Below are 22,654 nucleotides of genomic sequence, written 5' to 3' on the forward strand. Positions count from 1 at the left end.
TTCCTTGCGCATGCGGCAAAAACCAAGAAAACTCGACCCCAGAAACAGGGAGACATAACAATGATCCTCAGGAACAGCGCCATTGGCATTACAATGCTGGCTGCCACCAGTGTTCAAGCTGCAGATTTCAAATGGGCCTCCACCACGGACCCGCAAACCATGGACCCGCACGCGGTCAATTCGGCTCCGGTTCTGGGATTTCTTAACAACGTCTACGAAGGGCTAGTCCGCCGCGACAAGGATATGAGCGTTCAGCCTGCCCTGGCCGTCAGCTGGGAACCGATTGGCGAAGGCGACGGCTGGCGCTTCAAGCTGCGTGAGGGCGTGACCTTTCACGACGGCAGTACCTTTGACGCGCAGGACGTTTTGTTCAGCTATCAACGCGCCTCGGGCGAGGCCGCGGATACGCGCAGCTGGTTTGCGCCCATCAGTGAAGTCATCGTCGTTGACGATTATACCGTAGACTTCATGACGACCGCGCCGAACCCGTTGTTTCCATCCTCGATTGCCAACTGGATGATAATGGATCAGGGCTGGACCGAAGCCAATGATGCCGCCGTTCCGGACAAAGAGGCCGGAAATTATGCGACGATCAACGCCAATGGCACAGGGGCCTTCAAGGTCACCGAGCGTGAACCTGGCCTGAAAACCGTACTGGAACCCCACGAAGGTTGGTGGGAGGACGTTGAACACAACATCACCCGCGCCGAATTTAACCCGATCCAGAACCCCGCAACCGCCGTTGCCGCGCTGTTGTCGGGCGATGTGGATATGATTAACCCGGTGCCAATCCAGGACGTCGCGCGCCTGCAAGAAGACAGTGATGTCGAGGTCATCAAGGGGATCGAGGCCCGCGTAATCATGCTGGGCTTTGATCACGAGGCTGAGACGCTGAAATACACAGACGATGAGGGCAAGCCTAACCCGTTCCGCGATCCGCGCGTCCGCAAGGCAGTGGCGCAGGCGGTGAATGTCGATGCCATTCTGGCCACCATCATGCGCGGCAATGCCGAAGCGGCCTCGCAATTGGTGAGCCCAGCCATGAGCGGCTATTCTGCGGCCCATGCCGAACGTCCCGCATTTGACGTTGAGGGTGCCAAGGCTCTGCTGGCCGAGGCGGGATATGCCGATGGGTTCTCATTCGGACTGAAATGTCCCAATGACCGCTATCTCAATGACGAAGCCGTCTGTCAGGCTGTGGTCAGCATGCTGGCCCAGATCGGGATCTCGGCTGAGCTGGAAGCGATGCCCGTGCGCAACTACTGGCCCGAGCTGCGCGAGGATAACTATGACATGTACCTGCTGGGTTGGAGCCCCGGCACATTTGACGCGGAACACCCCGTTCGGTTCCTTGTCGCGACGCCAAACGAAGAGAAAAAGCTGGGCAGCTGGAACTTCGGCGGCTTCTCGAACGCACGGGTGGATGAACTGCTGCCTGCCATCCAATCCGAGCTGGATGAGACCAAGCGTCAGGCCATGCTGGACGAAGTGGCTAAGATCATTCAGGACGAACAGGTCTATGTGCCCATGTATGTGCAGCCACTGGTCTGGGGCACGCGCAGCAATGTCGAGCTGACACAGCGCCCCGACAACTTCTTTTTGCTGCGCTGGGTAACCGTAAACTGAAGACGTTTTAGCATTGGATTGGCGAGGGCCGGTTCGGCACCGCCAATCCGCATCGTACCCTGCTCAAAGCCGATGACGCAGGAAATAAGGATCGCTCTGATACCATCCCGTTAGCGATACCTTGACCATTTAGCCGACCCGTGCATAGAGAAGCGGATCAATGGGGAAAGTGAATGTTCGCATATATCGTCCGAAGGATGCTCCAATCCGTGATCGTACTGTTGGTCGTGGGTCTGGTTGCATTTTCTATGTTCCGGTTTGTCGGCGATCCGATCGACAACATGCTGGGTCAGGAGCGTACGCAAGCCGATATCGACCGGCTGCGGGCTGAACTGGGGCTGGATCAGCCGTTTCCGGTTCAGTACTACAAGTTTCTGAAAAATGCCGTTCAAGGCAATTTCGGTGTGTCTTATCGTCAGGGACGTCCTGTCTCGACCATCATAGCCGAGCGCGCGCCGGCCACACTGGAACTGGCTTTTGTTTCCGGCTTTCTGGCAATCACCATGGGGATTGCGCTGGGCGTGTTCACAGCCATTCGACGACAAGGGATTGCTGCGAATGTCATCATGACCGTTTCCCTGATCGGGGTGTCCCTACCGACTTTCCTGATCGGGATCTTATTGATCTACATTTTCTCGGTTGAATTAGACCTCTTACCCAGCTTCGGGAGGGGCGAGACAGTTATGATTGGCAACTGGTCCACCGGCTTCTTGACGGCCTCTGGCCTCAAGGCGCTGATCCTGCCCGCGATTACGCTGGGCCTGTATCAGATGACCCTGATCATGCGTCTGGTCCGATCGGAAATGCTTGAGGTGTTGCGTGCCGATTATGTCCGGTTTGCACGCGCTCGCGGTTTGTCGGACCGGGTGATCAACTTCCGCCACGCGCTGAAGAACACTATGGTTCCCGTGATCACGATCACCGGTCTGCAGCTGGGCTCGATCATCGCGTTCGCCATCATCACCGAGACGGTGTTCCAGTGGCCTGGCGTTGGCCTGCTGTTCATCAACGCGATCCAGTTTGTCGATATCCCTGTCATGGCCGCTTATCTGATGTTGATTTCGGTCATGTTCGTTTCGATCAACCTGATCGTCGATCTTCTTTATTATGCCATTGACCCGCGCCTGCGTGTCGACGCGAGGGCCACATGACCGATACCATCGAAACCCCGACCGCCCCAACCAAATCGCGATTTGCCAAGTTCTGGGACAGCGATTTTGCGTGGTCCTTCCGGCATTCTCCGGTTGCCTTGATCGCCTCACTGGTGGTGCTGATCCTTTTGCTGGCCGCCGTTTTTGCCCCGGTCATCGCACCCTATAATCCGTTTGATCCGGCATCGCTGAACCTGATGAACGGCTTTACGCCGCCGGGCACGCCCAATGCCTTTACGCAGGAAACCTTCTTTTTGGGGACCGACGATCAGGGACGCGACGTATTCTCGACCATTCTATATGGCATGCGAATCTCATTGTTTGTCGGCGTGTCAGCCGTGATGCTGGCGCTGATCATAGGTGTCATCCTTGGGCTGGTTGCAGCGTATTTTGGCGGTTGGGTCGAGACGCTCATCATGCGGATTGCCGATGTGCAGCTGACCTTCCCGGCCATTCTGGTCGCGATGCTCATCTTTGGTATCGCCAAGGGCGTTACGCCCCCCGAATACCGCAACGAGATGGCGATTTATGTTCTGATCATCGCGATTGCCCTGTCCGATTGGGTGCAATTTGCGCGGGTCGTACGCGGTGCTGCGCTGGTGGAAAAGAACAAGGAATACGTACAGGCCGCCCGTCTGATCGGGCGCGGGCCAATTCCGATCATGTTCCGCCATATACTGCCCAATGTCCTCAGCCCGGTTCTGGTGATCGCCACGATCTCTCTGGCGCTTGCGATTATCGCCGAGGCAACGCTCAGCTTTCTGGGTGTCGGTGCACCGCCGACCCAACCGTCGCTGGGAACACTGATCCGTATCGGACAGGGCTTCCTGTTCTCGGGTGAGTGGTGGATCCTGTTCTTCCCGGCCTGCACCCTTCTGGCGCTGGCCCTGTCTGTCAACCTGCTGGGCGACTGGCTGCGCGACGCGCTGAACCCCAAGCTGCGGTGATAACATGAGCCTTCTGACGATCAACGACCTGACGGTCGAATTCCCGACGCGCCGCCAACTGTTTACCGCCGTGGACCACGTGGACCTGTCCGTTGAACCGGGCGAGATCCACGGTCTGGTGGGCGAATCCGGTGCGGGCAAATCCACAATCGGAGCGGCCATCATGGGTCTGCTGGACCGGCCCGGCCGGATTGCCAGCGGCACCATCAAGCTGAGCGGCGACCAAATCAGTGGTCTGGATGCCGTCGCAATGCGCGGCCTGCGTGGCAAGAAAATCTCGATGATCTTCCAGGATCCTCTGACCTCGCTGAACCCGCTGTTTACCGTGCGCGAACAGCTGACCGAGACGATCCAGGCCCATTTGGGCGGAACGGATGCCGAGGCGAACCAGCGAGCCCGTGATCTGATCGACCGGGTGGGCATTCCTGACCCGGACACGCGGTTGGACCAATATCCGCACCAGTTCTCGGGCGGGATGCGGCAGCGTGTGGTCATCGCTCTTGCGCTGTGCACCGAGCCGGACGTGATTATCGCGGATGAACCGACCACGGCGCTGGACGTGTCCGTTCAGGCGCAGATCCTAGACCTGATCAAAGAGCTGGCGCTGGAACGGCAGGTTGGCGTTATCCTGATCACTCACGACATGGGCGTGATCGCGGATACCACGGATAAGGTGACGGTCATGTATGCGGGCAAGGTGGTGGAAACCGGCCCGACGTCTCAGGTCATGGGTCAGCCCACGCACGAATACACCAAGTCACTGATCGCCGCTGTTCCGCGCCCGACTCTGAAACTGCACCGTTTCCCGCAGATCAGCTATGGCGGGCGTGAGACCCGTTTTGCCATCGACGATATGGCCCGGCACTGGCCCAAGGTGGACAACGACACCAGCAAACCGGTGTTCGAGATTCGCAATCTGACCAAGAAGTTCCTGCAGCGCAAAGGCCTGCTGCCGTGGGACCGCACTTATTTCACTGCCGTTGACGATGTCAGCTTTGACATTCGTGCGGGTGAGGTATTCGGGGTGGTCGGTGAATCCGGCTCTGGCAAGTCCACCATCGCGCGGATGATCGCGGGGCTGTACCCTGTTGATGGCGGTACGATCACCTTTGAAGGGCAGGTGGTTAGTGATCTGACCAACAGGGCCGCGTTGGATGCCTATCGCAAGAACATCCAGATGATCTTCCAGGACCCTTATTCGTCGCTGAACCCCCGGATGCGGGTCGATGATATCGTGGCCGAACCGATCCGCCATCATAAACTGATGGAAGGGTCCGACATCAAGCGCCGCGTGGACGAGCTGTTGGATCAGGTCGGGCTGGGCCATGAGGCCGGGCTGAAATACCCGCACGAATTCTCGGGCGGTCAGCGACAGCGGATCTCGATTGCCCGTGCGCTGGCGACGCAGCCGCGGTTCCTGATCTGTGACGAACCGACCAGCGCCCTGGACGTGTCCATTCAGGCGCAAATCCTGAACATCCTGAAGGATTTGCAGGAACATCTGGGTCTGACGCTGCTGTTTATCAGCCACGACCTGCCGGTGGTGCGCCAGATGTGTGATCGGGTGGCCGTGATGAAGCAGGGCAAAGTGGTTGAACTTCAAGAAACCAACGAACTCTTCGCCAACCCGCAGACCGAATATGCAAACGAGCTGCTGCGGTTAATGCCGAAACTGGACGATCTGTCGACGGACGGGCTAGAGGCCGAGATCTAATTCCAAAAACCCAATTGCCTGTCACGCGGGCAATTGGGTGTGCATATACATTAAAATATTCAAACTTTGCAGACTCATCCGGGTCTGTTGTGCTACGTCTGTCTTTGGAGTTGGGGGCTTCAGAGGGGCGAAATGTCTCAAGACCTTAGGGACTGGCTAAGCGCACTTGGATTATCTGACTACGCGCAGGCCTTTTTGGATAACAAAATTGATTTTGGAATTTTACCCGATTTGACGGGTGAAGACCTGATCGAAATCGGAGTCACTGCTGTCGGCGACCGCCGGCGGCTTTTGCGCGCGATTGCCGAGCTTGAGACGTTCGAAACCGCCCCGCCATTTCAGCCTGAGGAATCGCTGGAGCCTGCGAAGCGCCAGGTGACAGTCATGTTCGCCGATCTGACCGGTTTTACCCGGTTGACCAGCGAACTGGATGCCGAAGACATGCACGCGCTGCTCAACGCGTTTTTCACCAGGGTGGATAAAGTCGTCGAAAAATACGGTGGCCGGATCGACAAGCATATTGGCGATGCGGTCATGGCCGTGTTCGGCGCGCCGATCTCGCACACGAACGATACCGAACGGGCCGCGCGGGCCGCGCTGGAAATTCACACGGTTCTGCCCGGCCTGAACCCTCCGCTGACCTGCCATATTGGGATTGCATCAGGGCAGGTGATTGCCAGTACGACAGGCAGTCAGGCGCATACGGAATACACAGTGACCGGTGATGGTGTGAACCTGGCCTCGCGCATCACCGACATGGCGGCGCCGGGGGAAACTTTGGTTTCACATGACATTCAGCGTGCGTTAGGGCCGCTTTTTGTCGGTGAATCGATGGGCGAAAAGGCGATCAAAGGCCTTGGTGATCCGGTTGAGCTGTGGCGGCTGGACCGGATGGCGCGCAACATCCGGTCGCGCAGGCATCGCTTTGTGGGCCGCGAGCGAGAGCTGTCCCTGTTTTCGGCAACGTTCGATCGATGCCAGCGGCACGGTAAGGGTGAAGTCCATATCGTACTGGGCGAGCCGGGCATCGGCAAAACCCACCTGTCGGAACAGGTGGCTGAGCTGGCCGACAGCCTGTCCTATTCCGTCCACAATGGCGTGGTCATGGATTTCGGCGCGCGCGAGGGGCATTCAGCTATCCAATCCGTGACACGCAGTATTCTGGGGCTGGAGCCGACGGATGATACGGAAACCTGTGCATCTGTCGCGAAGGATGCAATTAGCAAGGGTTGGGTAACAGCGGCGAATGCCGCGCATCTGAATGCGCTGCTTGAGCTTGAACAAGACCCCGGTCTGGCCGAGGTCTATGCGGTGATGGACAATGCAACCCGTCTGCGGGGGCGGCGTCAGGTCATCGACGACCTGATCTCGGCCCGCAGCCAGGAAACGCCTTTGTTGATCCATATCGAGGATATCCACTGGGCTGCACCCGAGATCCTGACAGCTTGCGCCCATATCGCGGCGATGACGCGTAATCTGCCCTGCGTGTTGCTAATGACCAGCCGCGTGGAAGGCGATCCGATCGACCGCGAATGGCAACTTGCGACGGATGGTGCCCTGATATCCAAGCTGGAACTGGCGCCGATGGGGGACGAACAAGCCCGACAACTGGTCGAAGAGTTCACCGGGATCGATCCTGAACTGTTAGACGCCTGCGTGAAACGCGCCGGGGGCAATCCGCTGTTTCTTGAGCAGTTATTGCGCAATATCGATGTGCTGAAACAGGAATCCGTTCCCGGCAGCATTCAGGGCATTGTTCAGTCCCGTCTGGATTCGCTGGACAGATCCAGTCGGACATCGATCCAGGCGGCATCCGTGCTGGGGCAGCGGTTCTCGCCCGAAGTTTTGAATTTTGTTCTGGGTGAAGGGCATCTGGATACCTCGACCCTGATCCGCTCGGCCCTGATCCGCGAGGCTGAGGCCGATCTGATGTTTGCCCACGCGCTGATCCGCGACGGATCTTATGCAACTTTGGTGAAATCCGAACGCGCGCGCCTGCATCGTCAGGCCGCGAGTTGGTTTGAGGACCGTGACGCCACCCTGCGAGCACAGCATCTGGATCGCGCGGGTGCAACCCATGCGGCCCAGGCTTATCTGGAAGCCGCGGACAAGCTGATACAGGTTTTTCAGTTCGACGATGCCAGCCCGTTGATCGAACGGGGGCTGGAACTGCCAGCACCCGCAGGCGTTCGCTTTGATCTGTTCTGCGCCCGGGGTGAGACGCACCGGCTGCAGGGCCTATCCAATGATGCCCTGCGTGAATTCAAAGAGGCCGCAGAACTGGCCGAGACGGATGAACAAATCTGCCGGGCGCAAATCGGCCTGGCGCAGGCCGCGCGGCAGGCCAGCCTGTACCAGGAAGCTCTGGAAAGTCTGGACATTGCCGAGGCAGCTGCGGAACGCTGCGGGTCTGACCGCGACATTGCTCAGATCAACTATGTGCGCGGCAATGTATACTTCCCGCTGGGGCAGGTGACAAAGGCGCTTGAGAGTAACGAAAAGGCTCTAACACTGGCCAGAAAGCTTGAATCCGCGCGACTTGAGGTTGGTGCGCTCAGTGGATTTGGCGATGCCAATTTCATGAATGCCACGATGCAGACTGCGACAGGGTTCTACACGCAGGCAGTCGAACGGGCGCGAGAAAAGGGTTTGGTCCGCGATCTGGCCGCAAACCTGCACAATCTGAGCGTCGCGCGCAGCTATACCGGTGATGTGGCACAAGGAAAGCTGGATGCGCAGGAAGCCATCGAGGTGTCACAGAAGTATTTTGCCTTTGTTCCGGAATGCGTTGCGCAGACCTGTTTGGGTGTTGCACACACTTTTTTAGGAGAAATAGATCAGGCGCTGGACGCCTTCACCCTGTCTGCCGAGATCGCAAACCGAGTTGGTGCAAAACGCCTTGAGGCGCAGGCGCTTGAACATCTTGCCCGCACGCAGGTCTATGCCGGACAACTGGAACAGGCGCGCGAAACCGGTCGCCGCGCGGTCGACATTGCCCTTGAGCACGGTCGGAATTTTGTCGGACCAAAAGCGCTGTCAGCTTTGGCCATGGCCGAAGAGGACCCAACTGCGCAGGATGAAAACCTAAAGCTTGGCGAGAAGATCATCGCCGAAGGCTGTGTTGGCCATAGCCACCTGCATTTCTATACGGACGCCGCTGCCGTCATGCTGGCGCGCAAGCAGTGGGACGAAGTCACGCGGTACGCAGATGCCCTGGCCGATTTCACAGCGGATGAGCCCTTGCCGATGGTCGATCTGTCGATCTTGCAGGCTCGAACACTGGCTGAATGTGGGGGGTGGGGCATTCCTTTGACGGCACATGAAGCGTTCGATGAGTTGAGGGCGCGGTTTCAGAACCTGGGCATCAAACAATCGCTGGTCGGGCCGCTGGACTAATCAGGTGAGGGGCTGAATGAGCATAGAAAAGAAAGTCTGGCTGATCTCGGGTTTTGTTACGCTGGGTCTGGCCCTTGTTCTGTTTAAACTCTGGATTGAACTGAACCATTTCGACGAGGATCCGACGCAACTGCCAGATCAGGCGTCGGTCGACGCTTACTTGCAAGACCTTCCAAATTTGCCAAGCTATCAGGTCAAAACTGGCATATTTATCAAATCCTTCAGTTTCACCGGTGCCAGTGATGTGCATGTCAGCGGCTATATCTGGCAGCATTATGAGGACGGTGTGCATGACGCCATCAAACCAGCCGAAGGCGAAGTGGGGTTCATCCTGCCGGAAGCTGCCGAGGCAGCGAGTGGCCTGATTGAAGAAGCCTACAGGATAGATCAGGGCGGGTCCGAGTTGATCGGCTGGTATTTTGAACAGACCTTGCGCCAGGCCTTTGACTATACCAGTTATCCGTTTGACCACAAAACCGTCTGGGTCCGTTTCTGGCCGGGTGAGTTTGACGTCAATGTGGCTCTAATCCCTGACTTTTCGGCCTATCCGGCCACGGGGCCGAACGATATCTTTGGCATCGACAACCGGATCGTCATGGGAACGTGGGAGCGTGAAAACACCTATTTCGACTACCGGCTGTCCGATCTGGATACGACCCTTGGCATCGGCAAGAACGAATATCAGACCAACCTGCCTGAGCTGCACTATAACTTCGTCATCAAACGGAACTTTGCGAATGCTTTTATCGTCCACATGATCCCGCTGATTGTTGTGACGATGCTGCTGTTCGGGGCTGTCATGACAGTCACGCGACGCCCCAATCTGGTGGAACGGCACGATTTTAGCACGTCCAGTGTTATCGGCACATGCTCAGTCCTGTTTTTCGTGATCCTGCTGGCGCATGTACAATTGCGTGAAGGGTTCGCCGGATCGCCCGTGATCTACATGGAATCGTTCTTTTTCCTGATGTATTTCCTGCTGCTGGCAGTGTCGGTAAACACCTACTTCTTTGCAGCCGAGGCCGTGCCGTCCCTGTGGTTCATCCACTATAAAGACAACCTGATTCCCAAGGCCTGTTTCTGGCCCTTTGTCCTGTCGTGCATGGTGATCATCACGGCCTATAACCTCAACCTCAAGGACAGCCCTAAGGATGAGGTCGGGATACAGGTTCAAAACTAGGCGGGCGGCTGCCACCCGGGTTTTATTGTGCCTGTGGCCATGTCCAGCGTGTATTCCCCGACAACCTCGGCTGCGCCCTTCTCCAACTGATCCAGATACTTGGTGGGCTGCGCGATCACATAGGCATATGCTGGTTTCATTACGCCCTCGATCAGCACGTTGATCCGCTTACGGACGTAGACGTTCTCGGGTGATCCGGGTCCGTGAAAACCTTCGAGCTTGTCGAGTTCTTTCATACCGGACGAAGTCACCCGATACACCTCTCCGTGGATTGGTTTGCCACGGCCTTTCTGGTCGACCAGCGTGGCCATCCGATGCAGATAACCACAATTCGGATTATCGCAATGCGGCTCATGCGGCACGATCAGGGGCATTCGCTGTCGGGTAACGGCCTTGCCAACGAAATCATCCAGCACGTTTGTGTGGGCTTCGTGGTTTGGGAAGCCTTTCTTCAACGAGCCATAGGTGAAGTAGAGATAGGTACGTTCACGGTCATCTACGACATCGTCTTCGCTCTCTTCCTCGATCTCCGCAAGCGTGTGGCTGTTGGCCCAGTCATCCAGCATGGCCAGCACTTCATTCGAGATTTTGGCTTCATTGACGTCCTCGGCGTTTTTGGGGCCTTGCAGGAAGTGGATGCACGAACTTGCGTCAATGCCATCTGCGGCCAACAGTGTTTTGACCATATCAACCGAGTTGTTCATCACCGCCACGTGCAGGCTGGTAAACCCATGGTCGTTGGTCGCATTCACGTTGATGCCGCGCCGTATCAGCTCTTGCGCGGCCTCAATGTCAGGTTTGCCCAAGCCCTTTCCGTTTTCATGCAACTCACCTTCGCCGCCAGCTGCGTAATGCAACAGCGTATCGCCATTGTGCTCATCCACGATGTCGATCCCGGCCATCCCGTTTTCAATCGCGTCGAAAACACGGCGCCATTGCGCGAACTCATCCGAAGCTGCGGCTTCTTGCGCCCATTTGCAGATGTTGTGCTCCTGATCGGCCAGTTCCTCGAACGCTTCGTCCAGAACTTCCATAATCTGGTCCGGGGTGGCCATCATACCGATCCCCATCATGCCGTTCGACAGCCGCCCTTTGCGGGGACCGACCAGATCAACACCCAGATCGCGCAGCTTTTCGACATTCCTTTGGGTTGTGACGTTGTTCCACATGTTGGTGTTACACGCCGGGCAAAGGATCGCCGGTTTGTTCCGGTACTGCCAGGCGACAAAGACCGAGGTCAAAAGGTTGTCGGCAATCCCATTGGCGATCTTGCCCATTGTATTGCAGGTCACGGGTGCCACGATCACGCAATCGGCCCAATCACACAACGCAAGATGTGAGGCGCGCAGCGGCATGCCGAACTTGGTGTATCGAAAGTTCCATTCGTCGTCGTCGCGGTAATAGTCGTTGTGCGAGATATAGTCCTCGACCTTCTCGGGCTCATACCCCCTTTCAATCTCGACATCCGCTTCAATCTCAATATCGCGAAAGAACCTTTCAGCGGACACTGAAGGGATCAGTTTCACGTTGTGGCCAGCGGCGGTAATTTTCTTCACCAGTTGCGGCACCTTGTCTGCGGCAGAAGATCCGCAAGCACACAGCAATACGTTGCGCTTTTCGCTGGGGGCATCTGTCAGCCCACCCTTGGGGTACCCAAAGATGTTCTTGTCCAGGCTGGGGGATTCATGACGCAGCAGAACCGGCAACCCGGCCTTTTCCACGTCCTTCTGAAATTCACCTTTCAGGATACTGTCCACGATGTCGTTTCGCCGGCCCAGACAAACGCCATTGAAAAACAGATACGGAACGGTTTCCTTGCCGGTTCGGGCGATCAGTTGCCGGCGCATTTTCATGACATTTGCACCGTGCCCCTCGACATCAATCAGCTTGATGTCGGTGATGCCGATATTGGCCAGGATACTGCGCAGCATGTAGGACCAGGGGTCTTCATCCGCATAAAACAGAACAAGTGGGTTGTTTTTGACGATCTGGTCTACGTCGCTGGGGTCTTCTGGTGGGTCCTGTTTTTCGATCACGAGCAAGGCCGGGTCCTTGAGGTCCCGAAGGCCGCGGAACAAATGCCCGCGCGGTGCCTGCCATACCTGTGAGGTTGCGGGGCTCATGTCCACAACCGTCACCATATCGGTGGCCTCTTTATATGCGATACACAGGCACCAGAACTCCTCCAACAGGGCCGTTTCGCGGAACGCATTCTTCGGGGGGCGAATGACCTCAGACCCCAGTACCTTGTTGAAATCGATATTGATCATCAGATGACGAAGATCTTTGTGTTCGTTCAGACTTTGCAATTGGTGGTGGAACCAGTCTTCGGGTGAACTGACGTTTTTGTCCGAACGTTTGGCGTAGCTGCGGAAAGTGCTGCCCAGATGCACGTCCGGTTCCTGACTGAGGTACCGTTGCGCCATCGCGTGCATTTCCCGGGCTGTCGACACACGGCTAAGCGCTTCGGCCAAATCGGTTTGCGTTGCTCTCAGCAGTTTGTCTTCGTCAACCTGTTCATCCCCAAGGATGGCCAGACTTTCGGCAAGAACGCCCATCGAGTTCATGTTCGGGCTGGCCCGTCGGAACAGGTTACGCCGCTTTTTTGGGTCCTTGGCCAAGTATTGCGTACTGTCGACATAATTGCAGTCCTGCTTCAGGGTTTGCAGGTATGTTTTGACGGCGTCTAGCGCCGAAAACCGCAGCATCCCCCGTGATCGCATCGATGTTCCATCGCGGTCGGTCATCCCGGCCCACAACCGATCGATGGTTGTCACCCATAGCTTGCCGTACTTTTCCGGGTGAACGTCCATCATATGCACAAGGCCGGTGCTGGGGTTGCACTTTGCGATAATGGCAAAATGGCCGCCCGGCATGTTTTCCTTGCCATGTGCGACACCGACTTGAAAGTTCGCCACAAGGATATCGTTCTTTCCACCCAGCCGATTGGATTCGTCTATTGCCTCAAGCAACAGATCCACGGATGTCGTGGCCTCATCCATGAAATAGGCCTGCACCTGAATGACATCGCGCAGGTCCTGGGTATGGATGAATGTGCAGGCGACATCGAATAGCTCGCCCAGCGATATTCCGTCGTTCACGACAAACGAGGTCGGCAAGCCGCATTCGCGAAAGATGTCATTGACTTCGTAGCTGAATCCAAGCGCCGACATGCTAAGGGCTGCGGCGGTCACGCTGCAGCAATTGATTGGCTGTTGATAGTTCTTCAGATGCACACTGACCAGATCGCCAAACAGCGTATCTTCACAGGCGTCTTTGATCTTTTTCGGGATTGCCTTCCATTGGTGTTTGGGCAGATAGGCCAATCGGGTGCCCGGGGTGGCCAGCGCCTGAAGACTGACGGGAATGTCCTCGATTTCGAGATGTTCTTCGTAAAAATAATCCCCGCTGTCTGCGGTCGCCAAAACCGCTTTGTCCTGCCTTAGCTGAACCATGCCGCCAAGGACCACAAACATACCCTCTGAGGGCAGGACTGTTTCTTCGGATACTTCGTAGAATTCTAATTTCGAATGAATGACTGATGGATCTTTGGATGGCAGGACCTCATCTATCAATTTCAGATCATCTTGGGATGGATTGAATGATTGAGAGCTTTCAATTGGATCTTTAGGCACGTCTGGTCCCCCCTGAACTTCGGCGTGAAAATTGTCAAAGACCCAACGCAGTAGCTTGTTTTTGGGTCAGGCACCCATCGGTCATACAGAATAGAAAACCGGCCTGACGTAATTTCCCGCGCTGGGCGGACCGATTGAACACATTGATATGCGCGAACAAAAGGGTCCAATTGAGCGCACTGTATAATATCTGAATATAAAAATCACTGACGTTGTTGATTGGACCAATTGCGTTGCTGCCATGGGGTGATCACGTCGTTCATCGTACCGCCGAGTGCGGAGGGTCGCACAGGTAACACGGCAAATTGACAAGATCTCCGTCAATATGACAGGTATGACCGCGATTTCGTCAAGATTGCCCCTGCGTTTCGGACAGAAGCGGCCTCATACTTTTAAAAATGAAAGAGGAGGCGCGTTTTGAGCTGGAACATTTGTGTCATCGGAGCAGGCAAGATCGGTCAGATGATTGCGACCTTGCTGAAGTCATCGGCCAACTACTCGGTCACGGTGGCGGATCGGGATTTGGCTGCGTTATCAGCATTGAACAAGCAGGGCATTTCGACCCGGCAAATCGATGTGAGCGACGAAGCGCAACTAACCGAAGGTCTGGGTGAGTTCGATGCCGTAATCTCGGCGGCCCCGTTCTTTCTGACGCCGAAGATTGCCAAGGCGGCCAAGGCCTCTGGTGCACATTACTTTGATTTGACCGAAGACGTTGCGGCGACCAATGCCGTGCGTGACTTGGCACAAGGCAGTGATACGGCATTCATGCCGCAATGTGGTCTAGCACCGGGTTTTGTCGGTATTGCAGGGGCATCGCTGGCCGCGGAATTCGATGAAATCGACAGCCTGCATATGCGGGTTGGGGCGCTGCCGCTCTATCCGACCAACGCGCTGAAATACAATCTGACCTGGTCCACCGACGGTTTGATCAACGAATACTGCAACCCTTGCGATGCCATTGTGAATGGTGAACGGGTCAAGACCGCTCCGCTGGAAGATTATGAGCTGCTTGGCCATGACGGGGTGGAGTACGAATGTTTCAACACCTCAGGCGGTTTGGGCACCTTGCCCGAAACGCTGGATGGCAAGGCGCGGGCGGTGTCCTACCGCTCAATCCGATATCCGGGCCATTGCGATATCCTGAAACTGCTTCTCAAGGACCTTGGCCTGGAACATCGCCGCGATCTGCTGAAGGATATTTTTGAGACCGCGCTGCCACGCACCGACCAGGATGTGGTGCTGGTCTATTGCACCGCAAAGGGCATGATCGACGGCGCGCTGCGCGAGAAATCCCTGATCAACAAGAGCTTTGCCCGCACGATCAACGGCCAGGTCTGGAGCGCCATTCAGGTCACCACAGCCGCAGGCGTTCTGGGTGTGGTTGATTTGATGCGGACCGGCGCACTGCCTGCGAAGGGCTTTGTCCGGCAGGAACAGGTGAACCTGTCCGATTTCCTGAACACCGAATTTGGCCGGCTCTATCGTGCCGGCGACGTAACCGAACAGAACAAGGCGGCCTAAGATATGAAAGACATCGTGATGACAGCCCAAACCACCCTCGCCAACCTGGATCTGACCGAGGCCGAACTGACCGGCGGCACGCTCAAAGTGACGTCTCCGATTGATGGCAGCGTGTTGGCCGACGTGCATGAGACACCCGTTGCCGACATGGACGCCATCTTTGCCCGTTCTAAAACGGCGTTCAAAGAATGGCGGACAGTACCGGCCCCGCGCCGGGGTGAGCTGATCCGCCTGTTGGGAGAGGAATTGCGCGCCGCCAAGGACGATCTGGGTGCTCTGGTCAGTTGGGAGGCTGGCAAAATCACCTCGGAAGGTCTGGGCGAAGTGCAGGAGATGATCGACATCTGTGACTTTGCGGTCGGTCTTTCGCGTCAATTGTATGGTCTGACCATTGCGTCGGAACGTCCGGGTCACCGGATGATGGAGACGTGGCATCCGGCAGGCCCGGTCGGGGTGATTTCGGCCTTCAACTTCCCGGTTGCGGTGTGGTCGTGGAATGCGGCACTGGCTCTGGTCTGCGGTGATCCGGTGATCTGGAAGCCGTCCGAGAAATCCCCGCTGACCGCGATGGCGTGTCAGAAGATTTTTGAACGCGCGCTGGCCCGGTTCGGCGATGCGCCGGACAACCTGCTGCAGACCCTGATCGGTGGCGCAGCGCTGGGCGAAGCCTTGGTCGCAAGCGAAGACGTTCCGGTTATCTCGGCCACAGGGTCCACCCGTATGGGTCGCGCCGTGGCCCCCATCGTGGCGCAACGCTTTGGCAAGTGCATTCTGGAACTGGGTGGCAACAACGCGATGATCGTTGGCCCCTCGGCCGATCTGGAAATGGCTGTCCGTGCGGTTGTGTTCTCGGCCGTCGGTACGGCCGGTCAGCGCTGCACCACGCTGCGTCGCCTGATCGTACATAACTCGATCCGCGAAGAATTGGTCGGCCGTTTGAAAAAAGCCTATGCGGGATTGCCCATCGGCAACCCACTGGTCGAAGGCACGCTGATAGGCCCGTTGGTAGACGAAGCCTCGGGCGCGGCCATGACCGCAGCGCTTGAGGCCGCCAAGACTGAAGGTGGCACCGTGCACGGTGGACGTCGCGTAACCGAGGGTGTGCCTGCGGGCGTCTATATGGAACCGGCCATTGTCGAAATGCCAGGCCAGACGGCGGTTGTGAAAACCGAAACCTTTGCGCCGATCCTCTACGTCATGGGCTATGACGATTTTGATGATGCGATTGAGCTGCAGAATGACGTCCCGCAAGGCCTGTCTTCTTGCGTCTTTACCTTGAACATGCGCGAGGCCGAGCAGTTCCTGACCGCAGCCGGGTCGGATTGCGGCATCGCCAACGTCAATATCGGCCCGTCGGGTGCCGAGATCGGCGGAGCCTTCGGCGGTGAGAAGGAAACCGGTGGCGGGCGCGAAAGCGGCTCGGACGCGTGGAAAGCCTATATGCGTCGTCAGACGAATACTGTGAATTATTCGGCTGAGCTGCCTTTGGCACAGGGCGTCAAATTCGACATCTAAACTAATTACCCAGCGGCGCCTCGGCGCGCCGCTGGACGATCCGCGTTAATCCGCAAAAAGATAGTCAAGGCTCATGATGGCTTGCGCCTTGTCCAGCGACACGCCCAGAAACTCGGCAATCGCGGTCTCATTCTCAATATTTGAGTTGGTCTCGCGGATACGCAGGTATCCGTCGAACTCTGCCTCGCGGATCAATTCGGATTCGTGCACCAGTGAACTGCGCAGTGCTGGGATCAGACGGGCCACGGATTCCCGAGGACTGCTTTCTCCGGCCAACCCCACCCGGCGGGCGTGGCCGATCAGATAATCGTCGGAGTACTCGCACTCGATTTCCAGAACATGGCTGCGGGCCTGAACCGAGCAGAAATCCTGAATGATATCCAGATCTGCGGGATCCACGCACATGACCAGCTTGTTGGAATCAAAGCTTTCAAACAGCATGCGCGCCACCGCGCGCCGGTGCCGCGTGCGCTTGGCCAGAGACGATTCAATGCCGCCCAGATCAGGCAAAGAAGTGTCTTCTTCGTTGAACAGGTATTCCACGCAGGGAATGTCGGTTTCCGAGACGACCTGATCCACCAACCTCTTGGCAACATGCCATTTCTTACTCACGATCAGAAACACTTCGCGCTCAGGGCCCAGTGAATTGCCCGCCTCCCAGAACCGTTGCGCATAGCGCCGCCCCACCCGGCCACGCCCTGTCAGAAAGCTGTACAGGTTGCGGCCTTCGTTCGAGATGTGAAAGGTCATCCCTTCGGTTGCGTACATCTGACCCAGCCTGTCCTTCAGCTCATGGGCTTCGGGGCTGATCTTGCGGGCGAACAGGTAATCTTGCGATAGAAGCAAGTCATAGTGATCGTTGTAGAACGTCACCGGCATGCCATAATCCGAGAACATCAGAAATGTGGGAGTGCGGTTGTCGATCTCAGTCTTGGGGATCAGATGGCGCACCAACGTCTGAAAAAAGGTCTCGTCCGGAATCCAGGTGGTCGAGAAAAACCGTTTCACATCCGGGCGCTTTTGCAGAAAATCCAGGATCATTTCGATAGTCCTGCGGCGCAGGCACCACCATTGACTGCCGATCATTATCTGAACGTCTGACGGAATCTCGCGCGTCAAACCAAACCTTTTTTGCAGATTGTACGACCCGTAAAACAGCTTGGCCTGTGTGCGTTCGTTGAAATAGTGTCGATAGATCAACCGGTCCTCAACCATGCCGGTCTTGATCCAGTTGCTTTCCAGGAAATCATGGCTTTCGACGAAATCAACGTCGTGCTGGTTCAGAAAGTCGTGGATGTACTCAGCCGATTTGATCGGCATGCAGTCACCCGACACCATGTAGAAATGAGTGGCGCGGGGAAACGCATCCACAGCGGCCTGCAGGGCATTCAGCGTGGCCTGAACCAGTGACCACGCCCCCCAGCCGCATTTGATGCGCTTGCTGGCAAAGGTGACATTGGGGTTGTCTTTCAAAGCCTCGCGAATGCGTGCGTAAGCATTCGCACTGGCCCGCGCGTCAAAGTGGATCGCCATGCAATCCCCGACGGCGGTCAATTGCTCGGCCTGCGCGATGATTGCGTCAGGGTCTTTGTGACATAGCAATATGTAGGCAATTCTTGCCATATTGGCCTATTGTTTTCCGTTTCTGCCCGTTTCCAACCGTGATACTGAGGATGAGCGATTGAATAAATAGAATATTTTTGGTTTTTTGGTTTCAAATGCTGGCGCGTCAATATTGAGACCAGATCAGCAAAGGAGGCACAGCAGATGGGTTTTCCCGGTACATGGATGACCGAAAGCGAAAGCATGGTTTACCGTGTGGTGCCGAAATGCGCCTGTTCGACCATTGGTCAGATCATGTTTTATTCGGATCACGGGCAGTTTTTTGACGGTGATATCCATGACGCGAAGGACGGGATGCACAAATGGGCCTTCGGCCCAAGTCAGGATCAGATCTCGGGCAATGTGCGGGATCACAAATCCCTGGCCTTCACGTGCGTGCGCAACCCCTACACCCGAATTCTAAGCTCGTTCTTCGACAAGATCTGCGGCATTCAGCGCAATGGCAAGCGGTATCGGGGTAATCTGGTGCCGACCTTGATCTACAACTACGGGATCGAGGTTGGCGGTGATGACGGTAAGGGTGAGTTCGATCAGATCGCCAGTTTCCGCCGGTTTTTGCTGTTTGCACGTGATACGATCCGCTGGCGGCGTCCGATGGACCCTGACATTCACTGGTCGGCCATGTCCGGGCATGTTTCTACTTTCATCGTGAATGGTGGGCAGTACGATCAGATTTTTTGGACTGAGCAGTTCAATGAAGGAATGCAAAGTGTCCTTGATCGGTTAGAGACACCGCACGCTGTGAATTTGTCCGAAATCCCGCGATTCAATGAATCCGAAGGCCACGGGCCGAAACGTGCGCATCCGGTCGAGGACTACTTTGACGACCTGTCGATGCATCTGGTCTACGAAATCTACAAACACGATTTCGAGTTGTTCAAATACGATTTTGAGAACCCGGGCAACAAGATGCCAATTGGTGAGATTGATCTGGACGAAGTTCACGCCAAACTGGGCGACTAGGCGAACGAGTCAGCGATTGATCAGGCACTCTTTCAGGCCAGACGGGTATAGCTCTGGGCCGCCGGTATCCAGAGCATCCAGACTGAACCATCCTGCTGTCCAGCTCAGGCCATTGTCTTCGGTGAATGAAATCGGCGCGTCGGGCCAGTTCAAAAGCTCGGGGCACTGAATCTCGGCCACAAAGATTATCTCATGCCCCTGATGCCCTTCATGCTGGTACAGGTTCTCAATCACCAGCGGTTGCCCTCTGACTTCAACCGTCACATCGAGTTCTTCGCGGAACTCACGTCTCAGCGCGTCACGCCATGTTTCGCCGAATTCGACCGATCCGCCCAACGGGCGAACACCCTTGATGCGACCGTCGTCATTTGGGACTTCAGCAGCAAGAAGGCGGTCCCCCCGCCAATGTAAGCCGATGGCTTTGACACGGATACCGTTATGCGGGCGCCAGAATGTCATGCTTCTCACCGATTGTGCTATGGATATCGTTGAATACAAAAGAAAAAGGTCTCGCTAAACGAACTAGCGAGACCTTTGAAGTTATTGCAGTTTGGGTGGTTTGGAAACCGCTTCGTCAGACTTGGCGCACGGCACCTTTCGCGGCACTTGTCGCCAGCTTGGCATAGGCCTTGAGCGCGGTTGACACCTTGCGCTTGCGCGGTGCGGCGGGCACCCATCCCTTTTCGTCCTGCTCTTCGCGGCGGGCGGCCAGTTCTTCGTCAGACACGGCCAGATGAATCGTCCGGTTGGGGATGTCGATCTCGATCTTGTCGCCTTGCTTGACCAGCCCGATTTCGCCACCCTCGGCGGCCTCTGGTGAAACGTGGCCAATCGACAAGCCCGAAGTGCCACCCGAGAAACGCCCATCGGTCAGCAGGGCGCAGGCTTTGCCCAGACCCTTGGATTTCAAGTAAGACGTCGGATAGAGCATTTCCTGCATCCCCGGACCGCCGCGCGGGCCTTCGTAGCGGATCACCACCACGTCGCCCTCTTTGACCTTGCCGGTCAGGATGTCGTTCACGGCCTGATCCTGGCTTTCGCAGACATAGGCAGAGCCGGTGAACGTCAGGCTGTTGGGGTCAACGCCTGCCGTTTTCACGATACATCCTTCGCGCGCGATGTTGCCGAACAAGACTGCCAGACCGCCATCCTGACTGAACGCGTGTTCCTTGGACCGGATCACACCGCCTTCGCGGTCGGTGTCCAGTTCCTTGTACCGGTTCGACTGGCTGAAAGCCTGCGTCGTGCGTACGCCGCCGGGCGCGGCCTTGAACAGGTCCTGCGCTGCGGGGTTGTTGGCGACCTTGATGTCCCAATTGGCAATCGCTTCGCCCATGGTTGCCGAATGCACGGTGCTGCAATCTTCGTGCAGCAGTCCCGCGCGGCTGAGTTCACCGAGGATCGAGAAGATGCCACCGGCGCGGTGCACGTCCTCCATATGAACATTCTCAGTATTGGGCGCGACCTTGCACAGACACGGCACCTGACGGCTCAGGCGGTCCATGTCGGTCATGGTGAAATGCACCTCACCCTCATGCGCGATGGCCAGCAGGTGCAAAACCGTGTTGGTCGAACCGCCCATGGCAATATCCAGCGACATCGCGTTCTCAAACGCGTCGAACGTGGCGATTTCTCGGGGCAGGAAGCCTTTTTCATCCAGATCATAGTGACGCTTGGTGATTTCCACGATCCGACGACCGGCCTCGAGAAACAGCTCTTTACGATCGGCGTGTGTGGCCAAAGTTGAGCCGTTGCCCGGCAGAGCAAGACCCAGCGCCTCGGCCAGACAATTCATCGAGTTTGCGGTGAACATACCGGAACATGACCCACAAGTTGGGCAGGCGTTTTCTTCGATGTGCTGGACCTGTTCGTCGGTGAACTTGTCATCGGCGGCGGCGACCATTGCGTCAACCAGGTCGATCTTCTTGGCGTCCAGATCGGCGATGTCGATCTTGCCAGCCTCCATCGGGCCGCCCGAGACAAAGATCGCTGGGATATTCAGGCGCATAGCGGCCATCAGCATGCCGGGGGTGATCTTGTCGCAGTTCGAAATACACACCATCGCATCAGCACAGTGGGCGTTGACCATGTATTCGACCGAATCCGCGATCACTTCGCGCGAGGGCAGAGAATACAGCATTCCGTCGTGGCCCATGGCGATACCATCATCGACCGCGATGGTATTGAACTCTTTCGCAACACCTCCAGCGGCTTCAACCTCGCGCGCGACCATCTGGCCCAGGTCTTTCAGGTGCACGTGGCCCGGCACGAATTGGGTGAAAGAGTTGACGATAGCGATGATCGGTTTGCCGAAATCGTCGTCACCCATTCCGGTGGCGCGCCATAGGCCGCGGGCACCGGCCATGTTGCGGCCATGGGTAGAGGTTCTGGATCGGTACATTGGCATGATGCTGTTTCCCTATTACCCAAGCTGCGATATTGGGTGTGTACGTTATAGCGCACGTATCATATGTACGTTATAACGCACAAGACAAATCGCAAGGCCTGGGTATGGAATCGGACGAACTAACACTTAAACTCAGGGATGTTCGCGCAGCGTCAGGGCTGAGCCTGTCCAAAGTGGCCGAACTTACCGGGGTTAGCAAAGCCATGCTGGGTCAGATTGAACGCGGCGAATCAAGCCCGACGATCGCGACCTTGTGGAAGATCGCAAAAGGCTTCCAGCTTCCGTTAAGTGCTTTGATCGGCACCGCTGCGATGCGCGACACAAAGGATACCGGCGTATTTAGCACTGTAACTTTTCCGGGCAGCATCGAGGTCAAGATTGTCTTCCCCTTTGATCCCGCGTTGGGCGCCGAAACATTTCACGTAGATCTGTCGCCGAATCAAAGTCATGAATCACCCGCCCATGCAGCCGGCGTGACCGAAGAGGTTTTTGTACTGAACGGAACACTGGACGTCCTGCGCAATGGAAACTGGGTTCCACTACAAGCCGGTCAGGGGTTGCGGTTCGCAGCTGACGTGCCGCACGGGTACCGCGCCGGTGATCGTGGGGCGGCATTCCTCAACATGCATCACTATTCGCAACCAATTGAGTTTCCAGAGCAGGACCGAACACTTCAATGACCGCATTTTTTGACAGCCTGACCTTCGTGGATGCTATTGGTTCTTTCGGGGCATTGATTGTAGTTGCGGCTTATTTTGCCACCCAGATGCGAATGATGAACTCGGATGACCTTGCTTTTCCGATGGTGAACTTGATCGGCTCGATTCTGATCGTGTTTTCGTTGATGCAGAACTTCAATCTGGCGTCGATGCTGATCGAAGGGTTCTGGATTATAATCAGCGTCATCGGGATTATTCAGTATTTTCGCCTGCGTCGGGTGCGGTAAATCCAGAACGACTTGGGCGCTAGCGTT

The 22,654-nt window shown here is 56.5% G+C and carries 15 protein-coding genes; 11 read left to right on the forward strand and 4 right to left on the reverse strand.

The window, feature by feature from the left end; genetic code table 11:
* The first annotated feature begins 60 nt into the window (after positions 1-60).
* The 6 genes from AC2FIB_RS18180 (at position 61) to AC2FIB_RS18205 (ending at position 10,014) form a co-directional block, all read left to right on the forward strand.
* Positions 61-1,626, forward strand: coding sequence for an ABC transporter substrate-binding protein (locus AC2FIB_RS18180; protein ID WP_496842556.1), 1,566 nt, complete (start codon positions 61-63; stop codon positions 1,624-1,626).
* A 173-nt stretch (positions 1,627-1,799) separates the two neighbouring features.
* Positions 1,800-2,777, forward strand: coding sequence for an ABC transporter permease (locus tag AC2FIB_RS18185; protein WP_109311321.1), 978 nt, complete (start codon positions 1,800-1,802; stop codon positions 2,775-2,777).
* Entirely contained in the window at positions 2,774-3,724 is a 951-nt protein-coding gene (locus AC2FIB_RS18190; RefSeq protein ID WP_058273051.1) for an ABC transporter permease, read from the forward strand. Before AC2FIB_RS18185 ends, AC2FIB_RS18190 begins: the two co-directional genes overlap by 4 nt.
* A 4-nt stretch (positions 3,725-3,728) precedes the next feature.
* Positions 3,729-5,438 carry an ABC transporter ATP-binding protein gene (locus AC2FIB_RS18195; RefSeq protein WP_282170889.1) on the forward strand — a complete coding sequence of 570 codons (1,710 nt, stop codon included), beginning with the start codon at positions 3,729-3,731 and terminating at the stop codon, positions 5,436-5,438.
* Between the two features lie 132 nt (positions 5,439-5,570).
* Positions 5,571-8,834, forward strand: a complete 3,264-nt coding sequence (locus tag AC2FIB_RS18200; protein ID WP_496842557.1) for an adenylate/guanylate cyclase domain-containing protein — start codon at positions 5,571-5,573, stop codon at positions 8,832-8,834.
* Between the two features lie 16 nt (positions 8,835-8,850).
* Entirely contained in the window at positions 8,851-10,014 is a 1,164-nt protein-coding gene (locus AC2FIB_RS18205; protein WP_496842558.1) for a hypothetical protein, read from the forward strand.
* Here AC2FIB_RS18205 and AC2FIB_RS18210 read toward each other — a convergent pair.
* The gene (locus AC2FIB_RS18210) at positions 10,011-13,649 is read right to left on the reverse strand and encodes a flavoprotein (RefSeq protein ID WP_496842559.1); all 3,639 of its coding nucleotides are present in this window, start codon (positions 13,647-13,649) and stop codon (positions 10,011-10,013) included. The two genes, AC2FIB_RS18205 and AC2FIB_RS18210, sit on opposite strands and share 4 nt — an antisense overlap.
* A gap of 417 nt (positions 13,650-14,066) precedes the next feature.
* Between AC2FIB_RS18210 and AC2FIB_RS18215 the strand changes: the two genes are divergently transcribed.
* Positions 14,067-15,173 (forward strand): saccharopine dehydrogenase family protein, encoded by a 1,107-nt coding sequence (locus AC2FIB_RS18215; RefSeq protein ID WP_496736977.1) that lies wholly within the window; start codon positions 14,067-14,069, stop codon positions 15,171-15,173.
* Positions 15,174-15,191: 18 nt separating this feature from the next.
* Positions 15,192-16,688, forward strand: a complete 1,497-nt coding sequence (gene amaB / locus AC2FIB_RS18220) for an L-piperidine-6-carboxylate dehydrogenase (RefSeq protein WP_496842560.1) — start codon at positions 15,192-15,194, stop codon at positions 16,686-16,688.
* 45 nt (positions 16,689-16,733) lie between these two features.
* Here amaB and AC2FIB_RS18225 read toward each other — a convergent pair whose 3' ends face one another.
* Positions 16,734-18,311, reverse strand: coding sequence for a DUF5928 domain-containing protein (locus AC2FIB_RS18225; RefSeq protein ID WP_496736974.1), 1,578 nt, complete (start codon positions 18,309-18,311; stop codon positions 16,734-16,736).
* Between the two features lie 144 nt (positions 18,312-18,455).
* Between AC2FIB_RS18225 and AC2FIB_RS18230 the strand changes: the two genes are divergently transcribed.
* Positions 18,456-19,274, forward strand: coding sequence for a sulfotransferase family protein (locus AC2FIB_RS18230; protein ID WP_109311313.1), 819 nt, complete (start codon positions 18,456-18,458; stop codon positions 19,272-19,274).
* A 9-nt stretch (positions 19,275-19,283) separates the two neighbouring features.
* On the opposite strand, the gene AC2FIB_RS18235 is transcribed toward AC2FIB_RS18230, so the two are convergent.
* Both AC2FIB_RS18235 and ilvD read right to left on the reverse strand, forming a co-directional pair.
* Positions 19,284-19,733: an NUDIX hydrolase gene (locus AC2FIB_RS18235; protein ID WP_496842562.1), complete on the reverse strand. Its 450-nt coding sequence runs from the start codon at positions 19,731-19,733 to the stop codon at positions 19,284-19,286.
* 115 nt (positions 19,734-19,848) lie between these two features.
* Entirely contained in the window at positions 19,849-21,681 is a 1,833-nt protein-coding gene (ilvD, locus tag AC2FIB_RS18240; RefSeq protein WP_058276562.1) for a dihydroxy-acid dehydratase, read from the reverse strand.
* A gap of 104 nt (positions 21,682-21,785) precedes the next feature.
* On the opposite strand from ilvD, the gene AC2FIB_RS18245 reads away from it, so the two are divergent.
* Entirely contained in the window at positions 21,786-22,361 is a 576-nt protein-coding gene (locus AC2FIB_RS18245) for a helix-turn-helix domain-containing protein (protein ID WP_472722419.1), read from the forward strand.
* On the forward strand, positions 22,358-22,627 hold the full coding sequence (locus AC2FIB_RS18250; protein WP_282120956.1) for a CBU_0592 family membrane protein: 270 nt from the start codon (positions 22,358-22,360) through the stop codon (positions 22,625-22,627). Before AC2FIB_RS18245 ends, AC2FIB_RS18250 begins: the two co-directional genes overlap by 4 nt.
* Positions 22,628-22,654 lie beyond the last annotated feature (27 nt).

The organism is Ruegeria sp. YTSA072 (assembly GCF_059610285.1).